General features: G+C 37.1%; 12 protein-coding genes, 1 tRNA gene and 1 pseudogene. 6 read left to right on the top strand and 8 right to left on the bottom strand.

Annotation, left to right across the window (positions count from 1 at the left end):
• Positions 1-277 precede the first annotated feature (277 nt).
• Together trhO and cspE are read left to right on the top strand one after the other, a co-directional pair.
• Positions 278-1,291: an oxygen-dependent tRNA uridine(34) hydroxylase TrhO gene (trhO, locus tag MEPCIT_RS00105; protein ID WP_013975439.1), complete on the top strand. Its 1,014-nt coding sequence runs from the start codon at positions 278-280 to the stop codon at positions 1,289-1,291.
• Positions 1,292-1,807: 516 nt separating this feature from the next.
• A complete protein-coding gene (gene cspE, locus MEPCIT_RS00110) occupies positions 1,808-2,017 on the top strand; it encodes a transcription antiterminator/RNA stability regulator CspE (RefSeq protein ID WP_013975440.1) in 210 nt (69 codons plus the stop codon).
• A 261-nt stretch (positions 2,018-2,278) separates the two neighbouring features.
• Here the strand turns inward: cspE and yihA are convergent, their stop codons facing one another.
• Positions 2,279-2,881 (bottom strand): ribosome biogenesis GTP-binding protein YihA/YsxC, encoded by a 603-nt coding sequence (yihA, locus tag MEPCIT_RS00115; protein WP_013975441.1) that lies wholly within the window; start codon positions 2,879-2,881, stop codon positions 2,279-2,281.
• A gap of 1,231 nt (positions 2,882-4,112) precedes the next feature.
• Here yihA and dnaB point away from each other — a divergent pair.
• Positions 4,113-5,516, top strand: a complete 1,404-nt coding sequence (gene dnaB / locus MEPCIT_RS00120) for a replicative DNA helicase (protein ID WP_013975442.1) — start codon at positions 4,113-4,115, stop codon at positions 5,514-5,516.
• Positions 5,517-5,653: 137 nt separating this feature from the next.
• On the opposite strand, the gene MEPCIT_RS00125 is transcribed toward dnaB, so the two are convergent.
• The 3 genes from MEPCIT_RS00125 to hemC all read right to left on the bottom strand — a co-directional run bounded on the left by MEPCIT_RS00125 (position 5,654) and on the right by hemC (position 8,220).
• Positions 5,654-6,214, bottom strand: a complete 561-nt coding sequence (locus tag MEPCIT_RS00125; RefSeq protein WP_013975443.1) for a single-stranded DNA-binding protein — start codon at positions 6,212-6,214, stop codon at positions 5,654-5,656.
• 321 nt (positions 6,215-6,535) lie between these two features.
• Positions 6,536-7,276: a uroporphyrinogen-III synthase gene (gene hemD, locus MEPCIT_RS00130; RefSeq protein WP_013975444.1), complete on the bottom strand. Its 741-nt coding sequence runs from the start codon at positions 7,274-7,276 to the stop codon at positions 6,536-6,538.
• A complete protein-coding gene (gene hemC, locus MEPCIT_RS00135) occupies positions 7,273-8,220 on the bottom strand; it encodes a hydroxymethylbilane synthase (protein ID WP_013975445.1) in 948 nt (315 codons plus the stop codon). The genes hemD and hemC overlap by 4 nt, the downstream gene beginning before the upstream one ends.
• 749 nt (positions 8,221-8,969) lie before the next feature.
• Between hemC and uvrD the strand changes: the two genes are divergently transcribed.
• Positions 8,970-11,135 (top strand): DNA helicase II, encoded by a 2,166-nt coding sequence (uvrD, locus tag MEPCIT_RS00140; RefSeq protein ID WP_013975446.1) that lies wholly within the window; start codon positions 8,970-8,972, stop codon positions 11,133-11,135.
• Between the two features lie 306 nt (positions 11,136-11,441).
• Here the strand turns inward: uvrD and MEPCIT_RS00145 are convergent.
• Positions 11,442-11,515: transfer RNA gene (locus tag MEPCIT_RS00145), tRNA-Arg, on the bottom strand.
• A gap of 182 nt (positions 11,516-11,697) precedes the next feature.
• Between MEPCIT_RS00145 and MEPCIT_RS00150 the strand changes: the two are divergent.
• Positions 11,698-12,452: pseudogene (locus MEPCIT_RS00150) on the top strand (tetrahydrofolate dehydrogenase/cyclohydrolase catalytic domain-containing protein).
• A gap of 35 nt (positions 12,453-12,487) precedes the next feature.
• Here the strand turns inward: MEPCIT_RS00150 and cysS are convergent.
• Complete coding sequence (gene cysS, locus MEPCIT_RS00155) at positions 12,488-13,888, bottom strand: cysteine--tRNA ligase (protein ID WP_013975447.1); 1,401 nt, start codon at positions 13,886-13,888, stop codon at positions 12,488-12,490.
• Between the two features lie 87 nt (positions 13,889-13,975).
• Positions 13,976-14,293: a heat shock protein HspQ gene (hspQ, locus tag MEPCIT_RS00160; protein ID WP_013975448.1), complete on the bottom strand. Its 318-nt coding sequence runs from the start codon at positions 14,291-14,293 to the stop codon at positions 13,976-13,978.
• Positions 14,294-15,370: 1,077 nt separating this feature from the next.
• Here hspQ and bacA point away from each other — a divergent pair.
• Positions 15,371-16,186: an undecaprenyl-diphosphate phosphatase gene (gene bacA / locus MEPCIT_RS00165; protein ID WP_013975449.1), complete on the top strand. Its 816-nt coding sequence runs from the start codon at positions 15,371-15,373 to the stop codon at positions 16,184-16,186.
• A 124-nt stretch (positions 16,187-16,310) separates the two neighbouring features.
• Here bacA and MEPCIT_RS00170 read toward each other — a convergent pair whose 3' ends face one another.
• The gene (locus tag MEPCIT_RS00170) at positions 16,311-17,558 is read right to left on the bottom strand and encodes a multifunctional CCA addition/repair protein (protein ID WP_015580533.1); all 1,248 of its coding nucleotides are present in this window, start codon (positions 17,556-17,558) and stop codon (positions 16,311-16,313) included.
• Positions 17,559-17,716 lie beyond the last annotated feature (158 nt).

Below are 17,716 nucleotides of genomic sequence, written 5' to 3' on the forward strand. Positions count from 1 at the left end.
ATTTAAGTTCTTTTAACTAAAATTTTAATTTTGCTGAAGATATCTAAATCATTTATTTATTTTATAGTTTTGCAAAAAAATAGCTAGTTAAATAAAAAACTTGAACTGACACTGTGCAATACAGCAATATTATTACTTCATACTATCTTGTAATGTTCCTTGTAATATTACATCAGGTAATGGATCATATGAAAATTTGCGAAATATTACTGACTAGTCATAGAGAATTTAATTTTCGTAAGTACTAGAAATTTTATTAACAACAGGAAGAAAAACTATGTCAGTATTACATAATAAAATATGTAATCAGGAATTACGGGCTAGGATGCTAGCTGAAACTGAACCCCGGATCACGGTTTCTTTTTACAAATATTTTACCATTAATGACCCACATAATTTCCGTGATGATCTTTACCAAAAATTTATAAAGTTACAGGTTTTCGGACGAATATATATCGCCGCAGAAGGTATTAATGCGCAAATCAGTGTGCCACAAAATTATTTTAGTACATTGCGCAATATTATATATACCGCACATCAACAGTTGGATAAACTACGTTTAAACGTGGCCTTAGAAGATAACAGTAAATCATTCTGGGTTCTGCGCATGAAAATAAGATCACGTATCATTAATGATGGTATTGAAGATTCATCATTTAATCCAACGCAAGTTGGAATTTATCTAAAAGCGGAAGAAGTTAACACTATGACGCATAATCCAGATGCGCTATTTGTTGATATACGCAATCATTATGAATATGACATAGGTCATTTTGAGCATGCTATTAGAATGCCGGCTAATACGTTTCGTGAACAGCTATCACTAATAGTTGATATTCTACGACAAGAGAAAAATAGAAAAATTATTCTTTATTGTACGGGTGGTATACGCTGCGAAAAAGCCAGCGCCTGGCTGTTGCATAAAGGCTTTAAAAAAGTGTATCAAGTAGAAGGAGGAATTATTGAATATACTCGAAGAGCAAGGGAAAAAGGTCTGCCCTTGAAATTTATTGGTAAAAATTTTGTATTTGATGAACGTTTGGGCGAGCGTATTACAACAGATATTATTGCTAATTGCCAACAATGCCATACTTCTTGCGACAACTATACTAATTGCGGCAATCATAATTGCCATGTATTATTTATACAATGTCCAGTTTGCGCTAGTAAATTTGATGGTTGCTGTAGTCTTACATGCAAAAAAGAACTTGTTATTGCTAATACTGTTAGCAGTACTAAAACTACTTCTGATCGGAAGCAGATCATGAGTAAAAGTAATTGCTACTTATAAAGTAATTCTTGAACAGATAACCATACTATTGCTTACCTTGAATTTGTCAATTTAGACGCATTTGAATTCTATTTTATAGAATAGAATGTACATATAAACTATACTTATTACTATTGATTATATTAACTAATCTACACTAAGAAATTACACAACTCTTATAATATAAGGTAAAATTATTACTTAGCAACACATAAATTTATCATGTACTGCAATATTGGTATTAATTTTGGAAGAATTTTCCTTTTTTTTTTAAAAAAAAACTTGCCATTCTTTGCAGATTATGTGATAACAAAATTTGGTAAAATGAGGTACAGTTCTGCATATGAGTGGTATTTTTAAATCAACTAGTTTTACGTTTAGGCGATTTTGTTGCATACGACTTTTCTTCTACTTCTATGCCAATACTAATCTGAGTACCTCACATAGTATAGTAATGAATAATGAATAAATTATGACTCTATTTATTGCTAAAAAATTGCTTTAATTAGATTTGCAAACTCCAAAGGAAATAAGTAAATGGCAAAGATCAAAGGTCAAGTTAAGTGGTTCAACGAATCGAAAGGTTTTGGTTTTATCACGCCTACTGATGGAAGTAAGGATGTTTTCGTTCACTTTTCTGCTATTCAGGGTAACGGCTTCAAAACTCTAACGGAAGGTCAGAATGTTGAATTTGAGATTCAGGATGGTCAGAAAGGACCTTCAGCAGCAAATGTAACTGCCTTATAAGAAAAGTTACAGTAATTTAATAAATATTTTTACTTACAGATAGCATCTAAGTCTCCCTGCAGGTTTCTAGCCAGCAGGGAAGATTTTATAAAAAATACGTTTTTTACTTTGTTAAAATCTAATGACAATACGTACCTAATCAAATGTTCCCATAGCATTATTTCAGTAAAATTAAAATAACTATACCAAAGCAAGCGTATTACTTTTAATTCCAATATTATAGCTGTCTTAATAAAGTTGCATTAGTAGCAAACTTTATTTTCAACTACAGTCAAACCAAGCATTTAATTTCTTACGCAGCTTATCAATACCTTGTTTTGTAAGTGATGAAAACATTTCAACTTGTATATTATTAACAAAAACCAACGCTGTTTCACGTACTTTAGTTAATTGTAACTTACATGCGCAAGTTGATAGTTTATCTGCTTTAGTAAGCAGTACTAAGACTGGTAGATTGAATTCCACTGCTAATTGAACTATTTGTTGATCGAGATATTTCATCGGGTAGCGAATATCCATGATCACTACTAGTCCTTTGAGACTGGTGCGTTTTTGCAAATATTCGAGCATGGTATTTTGCAACTGAATTTTTATTTTTTCGGGCAATACTGCATAGCCATAACCGGGAAGATCCACTAATCTTATACCTGGCTCTACTTCAAATATGTTAATTAGCTTAGTATTCCCAGGTATTTTGCTAATTCTGACAAGCTTTTTCTGATTAATAAGGGTATTTAGCGCGCTGGATTTACCGACATTAGAAAGCCCAGCAAAAGCAATTTCAATCCCACTATCAATTGGCAAAGAACGAATATTTGGTGCACTAGTTAAGAAATAGGTTCCATGATAGTTATATTGAGGCAATATTCTTCTCTCTATTTAAATTAGTATTAGCTATTCATAAATAATATTTTTCTTAATAGTTTTAAACTTGTTCACATACTTACAATCATTTACTGCCAAAAAAACAGCAAAATGTTATGTGGGTTTGCCGTAAATATTAATTATTATAAAATATTTTATTTAAACTTAAAGCGAATCACTTTAACTTAAATTCATATTTAAATTAATTTACCTAATCTAAATTAGGTAAATACCCTTCTAAAGGTAATAGTGCATAACATAATACTCTACCTCTAAACCAAGGTTAGTATTATCACTAAACACCATCGCATAAAAATTAAATTCAGTAAAAGTTACCCTATTTACACCATTGAACAAGCAAGCCTTATATAGTGATATCAGCGAACAATCAATAACAACGCAGCTATAGCAATTGAGCAGGCTGCTAAATTTAGCGCTAAAACAAATAAAAAGATCAAGAAAAGAAAATTATTATTTATAACATAAAATCAAGAATAAAATACAAACCGTTAAAAGAACGTCATTGCTAACAGTTAGTTAGGCATAGAAGAATAAATATTCATTTTAAATCATATTTAGTATCAATTTTATTCTGTAATTTGAATACACATGGATTTTAAATATTAAACAATTTCAATAACTTATATTTATATAACTAATAATCAAACTTAATAAGATATATTTATTATGATCTATAATACAAATATAACAATAATAAAGTTAGAAACAAAAAATACTATTAATTCTGTTACTTGGAATGGTTTATAGGTTTACTCATTAACAAATAATTTACTGATCAATCGTGATTAATAATGCTCGCATCCATAACTTACTTAGTAAGTATACAAAATTTTAAATTAGGGGTGGTTACATTAAAAATACTAATTTGTATTATTAATACTAGTTAAAATTTTCACAGTCAGCAAACACGATTATTAACCAAAACATATCAAGATACAACATATCTTGAATTAGCTAAATGCATAAGTAGTAAAGTAATAAGAAAATTACTCGCTAGTAGGAGATAGCTGAGCTGGCGCTAATTAACTCATTTAACATTAGATACATGTAAACTATATATGTATATGCTAAGCTCTGATTGTTTTTGAAAAGGTAAAAATAATAATAACCATAAGTCTTTTGACAACCATTACCCAATACATAGGGATTTTAAATCTGTGAGGAGTTAAACTTTTATCCAAAGGAATTATTAATAGAAGAACCGTATTTTATGCCTGAAAAAAGACAGTCTAATAAATCATATATTACTCGCGATCTTCAGCTTGAAGGTTTAAAGAGATTGCCACATTCGCTGGAAGCAGAACAGTCTGTTCTAGGTGGTTTGATGCTGGATAACGAACGCTGGGATAATATCGCTGAAATCATTACTAGTAATGATTTCTTAAACCGACCGCATCGTCTTATTTTTACCGAGATGCAACGTTTATTAGAACTGGGCAATCCCATTGATCTAATCACACTTTCAGAATCTCTGGAACAAAAAGGAGAACTAGAAACGGTTGGTGGATTTGGCTATCTAGCAGAAATATCCAAAAATATTCCTAGTACCGCGAATATTTCAGCTTATGCCGATATTATACGCGAACGGGCCGTGTTAAGAGAAATGATCACTGTTGCTAATGAGATCGCCGATGCAAGTTACAATCCAAAGGGACGTAGCAGCGATGATCTACTGGATATGGCAGAATCTAGAATATTCAAAATAGCTGATAACCGTGCCCGTAAAGATGAAGGCCCACAAAGCATAGAACGCATTCTTGAAGAAACAGTTGCCCGCATAGAGCAACTTTACCAGAAGCCGCATGACGGAGTTATTGGTATTTCAAGTGGCTATCTAGATCTGGATAAAAAGACGGCAGGGTTACAAAAGTCTGATTTAATCATTATCGCAGCACGACCTTCTATGGGTAAGACGACATTTGCCATGAACTTATGCGAACATGCTGCCATGACAGCAAATAAACCGGTTCTAATCTTTAGCCTAGAGATGCCCAGTGAACAGATAATGATGCGTATGCTGGCATCATTGTCGCGTGTCGATCAAAATCGCATTCGGACCGGCCAGCTTGCTGATGATGACTGGGCGCGCATTTCTAATGCGATGGGGATCTTACTGGAAAAAAGAAACATATACATTGATGACTCATCAACATTAACCACAACAGAAGTACGAGCTCGTGCTCGCCGGTTATTCCGTGAACACAATGGTCTCAGCCTGATTATGATCGATTACCTTCAACTGATGCGAGTACCATCAATATACGATAACCGTAACCTAGAAATAGCAGCAATTTCAAGATCCCTTAAGGCACTAGCAAAAGAATTAAATATACCAGTTATAGCGATATCACAGTTAAACCGAAGCCTGGAACAACGTGCCGACAAGCGTCCAATCAACTCTGACTTACGAGAGTCTGGCTCAATTGAGCAGGATGCTGACCTTATTATGTTTATCTACCGCGATGAAATATATCATGACAATAGCGACATGAAGGGTATTGCTGAAATTATTATTGGCAAACAGCGGAACGGCCCTATAGGCACTGTACGACTAACATTTAACGAACATTGGTCACGATTCGATAATTGTTATACTGGTACGAAATATGATTAGGAATATATTCACTAGGATTACACCACAGAAATGGCTCCGATAATTTGCACTTTGCAATTATTCATTTTCATGAAAGTTATAAATCTTAATAAATTGAAGAGATTTATTATCTACAAATATAACGGGTAGTTAAGGTTTTAAAAAGGAATATCATCATCAAAGTCTATCGTTGGTTCATTTCTATGCACTGATGATGAGTTCGGTATTTGACGTCCCGCAGATACTTTTCCTCCGCTGTCGCTGTATTGCGCATTATTTTCACTCTCTGGTAATTGCTGAGATTGTTCCCAACTACCATGCTGCTGTAAATGTACATTACTAGTGTTACCACTGGCTGCGCTGCTGTGGCGACTACCGAGCATTTGCATTGTACCACTACCGATGTTAACTACTATTTCGGTAGTATATCGATCATGACCGCTTTGGTCTTGCCATTTGCGAGTTTGTAAATACCCTTCAATATAAACTTGGGAGCCCTTACGTAAATATTCAACCGCCACCTCAGCCAGCTTGCCAAACAATACCACACGGTGCCATTCCGTTTTTTCTTTGGTTTCTCCGGTTTGCTTGTCACGCCAACTATCAGAGGTTGCTAGAGTGATATTAGCTACCGCACCACCATTAGGCATATAGCGGACTTCCGGATTCTGGCCCAGATTTCCGACTAGAATCACTTTGTTAACGCCTCTGCTAACCATGGGGTCTCCTAATAAGATAAATAATTATATTTAACTGCTAAAGTTTACCATGACTTTTTTTAAAATATGGTTAAAACCTATGATTGTATCATAATAAATTGTTTTTTTAAAAATACAGTCTTGTTAATAACATCAGTAAAAAAAACTGGAAAGCTATATCAAACGATTATATATTATATTTTATATCTTTGATCCTATCAATTGCCTTGAATTTTCTTGAAGTAGCCAGCGCTAATTGTGATAATTTTTATATTAAAAGACATTAATTTAATTAAAAACAGTTCGATAATACCATATATTTATTGTGGCGCATGATAAACTTTAGAGTAATGTGCGCATCAATGTATCATTATCTGCCGCTTTAGCTACAATGATGTTTGTCCAGCCTAATTTGCAAGCAATCATCGCTAAACGTGTACTAACAACTATTATTTTACATTTTTTCAGCCAGGTGCAACGATAGTATTCAGGTATTAACTGATAAAATTGTTGTAACATTTCTCCACTAGTTATTACTAACGTATCGATACCTAGTGTTTGCATGCGATGACTCTGCTCTTCACCGTCATAATAAATTGGACTACGACGGTAGCATTCACAATAAGTTGTCTGCACCCCGCGCTGAAGCAACATTTGTTCCAAAACTTCACTTCCACCGTTACCACGTAGGATCAGCGCACGTTTACCATCGATGCCCGCTAGCGTGGGTAAACTTAGCACATCCTCACTAGTTGATCCGGTCTCAGGGTAGCTAACGAGTAATCCACTAAGACCATGCAGCAACAAGCCTGTACTGGGACCAATTGCGTAATAATGCAAACTATCAGGCCAATTTATTTCATGTTGTTTCAACCAAGGGTGGGCGTAATTAATTGCATTTTGTGAGACAATAAATAACAAATCTCCAGAAGTAAGGTTAGCCAGATGTTGCGGTAGATGCGGTAGATCTTTGCCGGGGTTAAAGTGAATCAGCGGTAAATGCCAAGCGCATTTACCGCTAGTACGCAACCTATTCACCAATTGTTTACCAGCTGGCGATGGTCGGGTGACTAGGATAGTCATTGATGATGTTGTATGTTTTTTTGATAAATCTGAGATAAAATAGCGCGGGCACCACGATCTAGAATATCGTCAGCTAGACGCAAGCCTAGTTGCTCGGCCTGTTCCAAAGGTGCCCGCCCTTCGCAGCGGATGACGTTGGTGCCGTCCGGAGAACCGACCAGAGCACGCAACCATACTTCTTCGCCGTCTAGTACAGCATAACTGCCGATAGGAACCTGGCATCCACCTTGTAAACGGGCATTCATGGCACGTTCCGCACCTACCCGTAAAGCAGTTTCCTGATGATGTAGCGGTGCTAACATTGTCAACGTACGAGTATCATCTAGCCGGCATTCGATCCCAACCGCACCCTGACCACCGGCAGGCAATGAGTCAGAAGGATCTATAGCCTGACGAATGCGATTCTCTAACCCTAATCGTTTTAGACCAGCTACAGCCAAGACAACCGAATCAAAATCACCATGATCTAGCTTAGCTAGTCGGGTGCCAACATTTCCACGCAGATCTTGTATCTGTAAATCAGGCCGTCTTTCTCGCAATTGGCACTGCCGTCGCAAGCTTGATGTACCAATAACAGCGCATGATGGCATAGTGTCAATACTAGCATAACGCTTACTGACAAAAGCATCACGCGAATCTTCTCGCTCACATAGAATAACAATTCCTAGACCATCTGGAAACGAGATTGTCATATCCTTCATCGAATGTACGGCAATATCAGCATGATGGTCTAGGAGTGCTCGTTCCAATTCATGGATATATAATCCTTTACCACCTACTTTGGCAAGCGATGTATCAAGGATCATATCGCCACGAGTGATCAATGGTACCATTTCAACCTGTAAATGAGGGTGATAGCGTAGTAACTTATCGCGCACATATCCTGCCTGCCACAACGCAAGAGGACTTTTGCGAGTAGCAATTCTGAGAAGGTTATCTTGCATAAAAATTACCAATGTTAATATTTAACTTTAATATATAATTATATTACTAACACCAATTTTAAATACAGTCAGTTTACGGCAGCAGCTAAGTAAGGCCAAAAGAGAAAACAATAGAAATAACAATAAACTATCTACAGTATGTGTAATATTAATAATTATATGGCTATTTAAGATATTTATTCACCAAATAGTATTTTATATTTTTACAAAAGTTATTATACATTAAGCGTGCTATAGCAAGCTGGCTAGATACATCTGCGTTCGTTATATACAGCAAATCAGCAGTGTTAATTGTAAAAAGCAATGGGAGTAGTTTGTTATATTATAACTTAGATGATAGTAAAGTGAAAATTGATAAACAATGAATGGTTAAGAGGTAAAATGAAAAACGAGTTGTTTATTGCCGCATTGGGGTTGATCTTGCTAGAAATTTATGGCTGTGGATTAAAAAGTAACGTTTATTTACCGCCGGTTAACAAATCAAATAAAAGTAGTTAGTTGATCTAAAAATATTAATTTTACACCGAATAAATAACCAATACCTAATTGCAGTCATAATAACCCTTCATAATATCAACGTAAGAGAACAATGTGACGTCATTATGCATACTCATACTAGCAGGAAAAATTTTATGCTTGCGTGTTTAACTTTCTTTGTTCAAATATTTTGAAATGAACAATTTTTCTGCATCTATGATTTCTGCTACTGACAAGGGGGTCATTCCTAGTTCACATATTAAAGGCAAAATATGTATGTTTATGATTTACTCAACCATTTAAACGATAAGCAACGTGAAGCAGTGACAGCACCTCGCGGTAATTTACTAGTGCTGGCAGGAGCAGGTAGTGGTAAAACTAGAGTACTAGTGCACCGAATAGCTTGGCTATTATTAGTTGAACATTGTTTACCATCTTCTATAATGGCCGTAACATTTACCAACAAGGCGGCAGCAGAAATGCGCCATCGTATCGAACAGTTAGTAGGTACTAAGCAGTGTGGCATGTGGCTTGGTACTTTTCATGGACTAGCCAACCGCTTACTACATACTCACCATCAGGATGCTAATTTACCAAATGATTTTCATATTATAGATAGTGAGGATCAGCTGCGCTTGTTGAAACGTCTAATAAAAACTATGAATTTAGATGAGAAAAAATGGTCGCCGCGCCAGGCAATGTGGTACATCTGTGGCAAAAAAGATCAAGGTATACGACCGTATAATGTTAAAATTTATGGTAACCAAATAGAGCAGACCTGGCAAATTATATATCACACCTATCAGGAAGCGTGTGACCACGCCGGGATAGTAGATTTTGCCGAGCTTCTACTGCGTGCTTATGAACTTTTGCTAAATAAACCACATATTTTGCAGCAATATCGCGATCGTTTCACCAATATCCTAGTAGATGAATTCCAAGATACCAACAAAATTCAATACGCTTGGATTCAACGGCTAGCCGGTAATAACTGCAGTGTAATGATCGTCGGTGACGATGATCAGTCAATTTACGGCTGGCGTGGGGCAAAAGTGGAAAATATTAATCGTTTTCTAGAAAATTTTCCTGATGCTAAGATCATGCGTTTAGAACAGAATTACCGTTCTACTTGTAATATTTTACAAGCTGCCAATGTACTAATTTCCCAAAACGGAAACCGTCTTGGCAAAAATCTATGGACCAAAAGCCTAAAAGGTGAGCTTATTTCTCTTTATTGTGCCTTTAACGAACTAGATGAGGCACGTTTTGTGGTGAATAGCATCAAGGTAAGCCAGGAGCAAGGAGGAGCACTCAAAGATTGCGCTATTCTATATCGTAGCAACGCCCAGTCACGCGTACTAGAAGAAGCTTTGCTGCAAACTGGCCTACCTTACAGTATTTATGGTGGTATGCGCTTTTTCGAGCGTCAAGAAATTAAAGACGGACTAGCCTATTTACGGCTCATTAACAATCGCAACAACGACGCAGCCTATGAACGAGTCGTTAATACTCCACCGCGCGGCATCGGCGATCGTACCCTCGATTTAGTGCGCAAAACCGCACGCAACCAGCAGCTAACATTATGGCAGTCAAGTCGGCATCTAATAGACGAGCGCGTATTGACTGGTCGCGCTTCTGCGGCACTACTGCAATTTTTGAATCTTATAGATACGCTAGCGGCAGAAACAGCAGAATTACCACTGCATGTGCAAACCGATACAGTCATTAAAAATTCACGTATTTGGAGCATGTACGAGCATGAAAAAGGCGAAAAAGGCCAGGCACGTATTGAAAACTTAAAAGAACTAGTAACTGCTACCCGTCAGTTCCAATATAACTATGAAGAGCAGAATGTATTACCATTACAGGCATTCCTTTCTCATGCAGCAATTGATACCATGGATGAGCAAGCATCCTTTTGCAAGGATGCTGTGCAATTAATGACATTACATTCCTCTAAAGGTCTGGAATTTAAACAGGTATTCATTATTGGCATGGAAGAAGGTATGTTTCCCAGTCCAATGTCACTGGAAGAAGACAGATTAGAGGAAGAGCGCCGGTTAGCATACGTTGGTGTAACCCGCGCAATGAAAAAATTAACAATAACCTATGCTGTAACCAGACGTATGTATGGCAAAACTGTATATCATCGTCCGTCACGTTTTATTGGCGAACTACCACAGGCTTGCGTAAAAAAAGCATGTTTGCACGCAAGCGGCATAAAAAGTACGACTAGATATCAGCGTATTAGTACGGTACTAAGTAAAAACAACAGTAGTTTTACCATAGGCCAGCTGGTGCGTCATCCTACCTTCGGCGAGGGCAAGGTGGTTAATATGGAAGGAAGCGGTGAGCATAGCCGGCTGCAGATAGCGTTTCCAGACTATGGAATCAAATGGTTGGTAGCATCTTACGCTCAGCTAGAACACTTTATGTAACAGTCTATTTGTTACTTAACAGTATTCTTAACTATTTGAGGTGATATAATGGGTGATACTGTTTTTTACTAAAAAATGTGTATTAATAATAAATATATCTATGTAACAGTATTTCTTGTTTATTAGATTATGTTTTGATCTTGATAATATTAGATCTGATAACCTTAATCATATAATCAAGCAAAGCGAATATTTTACACGCTATTTAGTTGCTCCTATGAATAGGAATAAAAGCGGATAGAATATGATCTGAACTGAATATATTTTAGCATCTAGTTTTATAAATCAGAATTGAATATTGAATGATGCGCCCTATAGGGTTCGAACCTATGACCTACGGCTTAGAAGGCCGTTGCTCTATCCGACTGAGCTAAGAGCGCATAACCCAAAATGTATTTTGGATTCTAATGAAGCAAATTTAATCAATGGCTTTTCTGTGCATAATTTTATCATACCATGACATATCCTTTCAATTGAAATTTGAGCGTATGTCTACACAAGTAGTACCTTGCACTTAATATGCTAAGCTGATTAAACTAACAAATTAACCATTAAGATTCCAATCGTAGCAAAAATAATTGATAGTAATGTATTGGCCAAGCAAGTCAGAAGTAAATTGGCAGCGCGCGTTCAGGAAAGACTGAAAACATGCAAATACGCGCCGGGATTAGCAGTGGTATTGATTGGATAAGATCCAGCATCACAAATATATGTGGCCAGCAAGCGCAAAACTGGTAAAGAAGTCGGTCTTCTATCTTTCTCCTATAATTTTCCTAGCATAGTAACTAAGGAAGAATTATTAGTGCTGATTGAATGGTTGAATAAAAATTACCGCGTGGACTAAATTTTAATGCAACTATCACACTACTAATAGTAATTACTAGGATCAGTGTGCTAGAGCAAATATATAAATATATCCTGATAAAGATGTTGACTGTTTTCATCCTTATTTGCCGCCTGTGCCAACGCGCAAAGCTACTACGACCGTGCACACCACGTGGAATTATTACGTTGCAAGAGTATTATTACATTGATACCTTTGGCATAAACACTATCATGGTCGGTGCATCTAATATTGTAGGACGGCCAATGATTCTGGAATTGTTAAACGTGATTTACGAAGCCATATCGAAAATGCCGATCTACTGGTAGTAACAATAGGCAAAGCGAACTTTATTACCGGAAAGTAGATTAAACCAAGTGCTGCTGAACGTGCCGCCTATATTAGGCTGGTACCAGGTAGCGTGTATCATATGACGGTAGCTACCTTAAATTCATAATAATTTGCAGACCAACAAAGTTTATCATAATAATTGAACGACAAACAACACTAGCACTACCGTACTTAATTTTTAACTACGCCGCCAGGTCGTACCATTGGGACTATCTTCTAGTAAGATACCAAGTTCGTTCAGTTTATCCCTGGCTGCATCCGCTAAGACCCACTGGCTTGCTTTACGTGCATCATTACGTTGCTTAATTAAATTATCAATGTGCTTCTTAAGATGGTCATGTTTATTTTTTTCTTTACAGGTGCTTTGTTGTAGCCAAATAATTGGTTCCTGTTCAAGAAGCCCTAGCACACCAGCTAGCTGACGTAAAGTAGCAGCAAGACCTTGCATTGCTGCTAACAACTGCTTCTTCTTAAGACGGTTAACCTCGTGAGCAATGTCAAAGAGGACAGAATATACTTTTGGCATATTGAAATCATCATTCATTGCCGCAGTAAATTTAGCAACGAATGGTTCTCCTCCTGATGGAGGAGTTGATTTATCTGTACCACATAAAGCAATATAAAGACGTTCAAGTCCGGCTCGCGCTTGTTTAAGATTTTCTTCACTGTAATTAAGTTGGCTTCGGTAATGGCTAGACATCAAAAAATAACGCACCGTTTCAGCATCATAGTACTGCAGAACATCGCACAAAGTGAAACAGTTACCTAACGATTTTGACATTTTGTCACTATTAACCATTATCATTCCAGCATGCATCCAGACATTAACGTAGGAACTGTTATGTACACAAGTAGATAGCGCTATTTCATTTTCATGATGCGGGAAAATCAAATCTGAACCACCACCGTGAATGTCAAAATGATTGCCTAGCTGTTTGCTAGCTATAGCCGAACACTCAATGTGCCAACCAGGCCTACCGTCACCCCAAGGCGATGGCCAACTAGGTTCACCAATCTTTGACCTTTTCCACAGTACAAAGTCCATGGGATTACGTTTTACTACAGCTGATTTTACTAGCATACTGGCCTGCAGCTGCGCTAGATCCTGGCGCGATAACATACCATAATTACTATTGCTGTCTACCAAAAACATCACGTCACCATTAGTGGCAACATAGGCATGTTCTTTTTCTATGAGCGTACTAACCAGGGCAATAATCGTGTCCATATAATGCGTGACACGAGGTTCCTGATCTGGAAGTAGAATATTGAGTTTGCTTAAATCACTATGCATTTTGATGATCATACGATTAGTAAAGTCATAATATGACTCACCTTTTTCAGCAGAGTAGCGAATTATTTTGTCTTCAATATCAGTAATATTTCTAACATAATTAACTTTAAAACCAAGATAGCGTAAATAACGGGTAACGATGTCGAAAGTGATAAAAGTACGCCCATGCCCAATATGGCATAAATCATACACGGTGATGCCGCAAACATATATGCCAACTTGACCGGTATTAATAGGTTTAAATTCTTCTTTTTGGCGAGTAAGGGTGTTAAAAATCTTCAACATCAAATTTCTCTATCTATTTTGATGAATTAGCACATTGCAACTGAGGGGAAAACTAGACTATGCGCTGCTATGCTAGCAACCATGAGTTTAATTTCTTAAGCGGGGTGCCTGAAGCTGTAGACGTATGGATTCAGCCAATTCGTCCAGCGTAGGTTGCTCGGGATGGAAATGCAAACACTCATATCCAAGATGTGCTTCAGCTAAATAGGTATGTACCGGTTTTCCATCTTCATCTTCCATAATTACATGATACCACGGAGCTGCACGTAAGCTATCGTCAACTACAACCTCATCTAGCAATGGCTGCTCTAGTGAGTATTCTGGATCAACATCTATAATGACACCTAGGTACCCAAGTAGTTTATGCCTGACCTGCTGACCTATGCCAAATTTACTAACAATCATAAGACCTCTATAGAAAATATTTTATCAGGTTATATGGGGAATTAATTAACGTAATTCAAGGAAACAGAACAGTATTTAATCAGCAAAATCTTTTTGTTAAGTAATTCTTAGTCCAGATTAACTGCTAAAAGAAAAAAATAAAAATGCAACCAAAGCTATTTAGCATACATAGTTACAATAGTTACAGCATATTTATTCAAACACTTCTGATTAGCCAGCCTAGGTTATAGGTAGCCTATCGGCTAATAATATATATATCTAGCATTTAGAAAAATATAAGCTGGTAGTTACTTATATACTAAGTATTATCATCATAATAATAGCATAATAGGTTGTCATCAACACATTCCTTAATAAATAGCTGTTCTGCTATAAACAGAGCTATGTGCCAATTTGTGTGATATATATCAATACTATGCATAAAAATTAACCTATATGATATAACATAACTGCAATTACCTCGAAAGTAGTAGCAAATTATTTACTATCAGTAAAACAAAAGAAAAAAAACGGAAACCAAAGTAATTTGAAAACATAAATACCAGCTTGCCGCCGAGTCAAAGCATATTGATTTATTAATATAATCATGAGATTACCGTAGCTGCAAGAATAAAAGCAATCGTTGGTGATTAATCACCAACGATTGGTATTGTATTTAGTGATAAATTAACTGTAATAACAGTTATAAGTGTTTATACCTAGGAACAACAACGTCTGCAGAAATATTAAATAATCGCATTATAAATTAGCTGCGTGCGGCACGTAACAATGATATTGCCGACAGTCTAAAATAGTAGACTATAAAAAAAATCACCGAGGCAATCAGAACTATTATTTGTTGTTAACAGTCAGCATTTGATTTAGTAGAAAACTAAAACGTAACCAATGAGAGAAACTTATAATAAATTTTAAATAACACTGGATACGCGTCAAAATAGGTAGAACCAACGGTGGTGATGGTAGCGACCAATGTTAGTGTTGTTATTCGTTGACAACTAAAAATTAAGAAATAACTTGCGGGGCGTTAATAATCTTTTTTCTTCTTGTGACGTTACTATCATGGATAATATATAATATATGCACGTGCACGAGTGGTTAATCGCTTTTATTATGGGATTAGTGGAAGGATTAACCGAATTTCTACCAATTTCTTCGACTGGACATATGATATTGGTTGGTAGTTTGCTTGGTGTTACAGATGAGAAAACTAAAACCTTAGAGTTAATCATCCAACTTGGTGCAATTCTTGCGGTGTTGGTGGTGTTTTGGCGCCAGCTTTGTAGCCTGATAGGGACTAATTTCAGTCCTCTATCCCCCCAGATAATTATTGGTCATGAGCGCCTGAGTTTAGGACATATATTACTTGGAATGATCCCTGCGGGAGTACTTGGGTTAGTCTTGTATAATCACATAAAAGCTATTTTCTTACCACAATACGTAATTTACGCTCTGGTGGTAGGCGGTTGGCTGCTGCTAGCAGGAGAATGGTTAAAACCTAAGCAACCACAAACAATAGATATCAATGATTTAACATATTTGCAGGCTTTTTTTATTGGTTGTTGTCAGTGTTTAGCGCTTTGGCCAGGTTTTTCACGCTCTGGGGCTACTATTAATGGTGGTATTATTATCGGCGTTAGCCGTTACGTCGCATGGGAGTTTTCATTTATATTAGCTGTACCAATAATGCTAGGTGCTACGGTTATAGATATCTATAAAAGCATACCGTGTATCATTTGGCATGATTTTACCATGTTCGCCATAGGCTTTGCTACAGCTTTCTTGGTAGCATTGCTCGCTATTAAATTTTTCTTGCACATCATTAGGAACATCTCGTTCTTGCCTTTTGTTATATACCGTTTTCTTTTAGCAGCGATAGTTACTTGGCTGATATAATGTCAGTTAGTACCAGTTTTAACGCTGACTAAGTTTTCCTAAATAACAAGCAATGGCAGGCAAAATAGTCGGCTATAACCTTAAAATTGCAGTCTTGGTCAAGCAAAGTGGCAAACAAACTGGTTTAATACAACATGGTTTTAGTATTGATTGTTGTCCGCTGTTGCTTCCAAATAGCTAGTATCTGTTGTCGTCTTCGTTCAAGCTCTTCGCCAATCTGCGCGCCTCTAAAACCAGTCATAATAACGTCTCTAGCTGTAACCGAATTGGCAAAGCAGAATGCCTCGCGCAGGAAACTTCCTTGCGGATAGAGATGATTTTCAAAACCTATACGTCCACGGAAGTTTGCTTCGCTAGCAATAATCAGCTGCTCCAGTCGCTCCGGGCGACGCCATACATCAATGGCCCTGAACAGTTTTATCAATGTTTGTGGTGTTAAATTCGCAGCACCGTGCAACAAATTATGATATTTGGCAAAAATTTTTGCTAAATCACGCAAATCATTGGGTACGTTTAGCCGCTGGCACAATACTTCTACTAATTTTACCCCAGCTGGTCCATGCCCGTGATGGCTGGGCCAAAACGCGCGCGGTGTAAGCGCTTTACCTAAATCATGACAAAGCATAGCAAAGCGGACTGCTATATCTTCCGATAAATTGGCTGCCATAGATACTGTCATTAGTGTATGAAGACCGGTATCGATTTCTGGATACCATTTTGTTGTTGCTGGAATACCAAACAGAGCGTCTACCTCTGGAAATAAAGTTTTTAACGCGCCGCAGTCTCGCAATACTTGAAAATATACCTGAGGATTACAGGTTGCTAAAGCTCGCTCAGTTTCTTTCCAGATACGCATTGGGTTCAGCAGCGTCAGCTCAGCGGTCATATGCTGCATGAGCGCCAAAGTTTCCGGTGCAATACGAAAATTTATATGGGCAAAACGTGCAGCAAATCTTGATACCCTTAGTACACGCAGTGGATCTTCGCAAAAAGCATCGGATACATGACGTAACCAGCGCTCACGAATATCTTGCTGCCCCTGATAGGGATCGATTAGGTTGCCCTCGTCGTCGATGGCCATAGCGTTAATAGTAAGATCACGGCGACGCAAATCTTCTTCCAAAGTGACTTCAGGCGAAGTATAGCATGTAAAGCCAGTATATCCCGAACCTGATTTTAGCTCTGTACGGGCCAGTGCATACTCTTCACGACTATCTGGATGCAGAAACACTGGAAAATTTTTACCAACCTGTTGATAACCTTGCAACAGCATGTCTTGCGGCGTAGCTCCGACCACGACCCAGTCCCTTTCCTTAACTGGTAGCTGTAATATACCATCACGAACAGCGCCACCTACCAGATACTTTTTCAATATTACCTCCTGAGTAGCTGGCATTAGTTTGATCGTGCCAATACATTGTTATTTTTAACTATGATAGTACTACTAATGTAATAATTCAGTTTTAACTTGGTATAAATATGTCATAGACTGTAACCAAATACTAAAATTTATACATAAGACATGATACA

The sequence above is a fragment of the Candidatus Moranella endobia PCIT genome, assembly GCF_000219175.1.
Classification (GTDB): Bacteria; Pseudomonadota; Gammaproteobacteria; order Enterobacterales; family Enterobacteriaceae; genus Moranella; species Moranella endobia.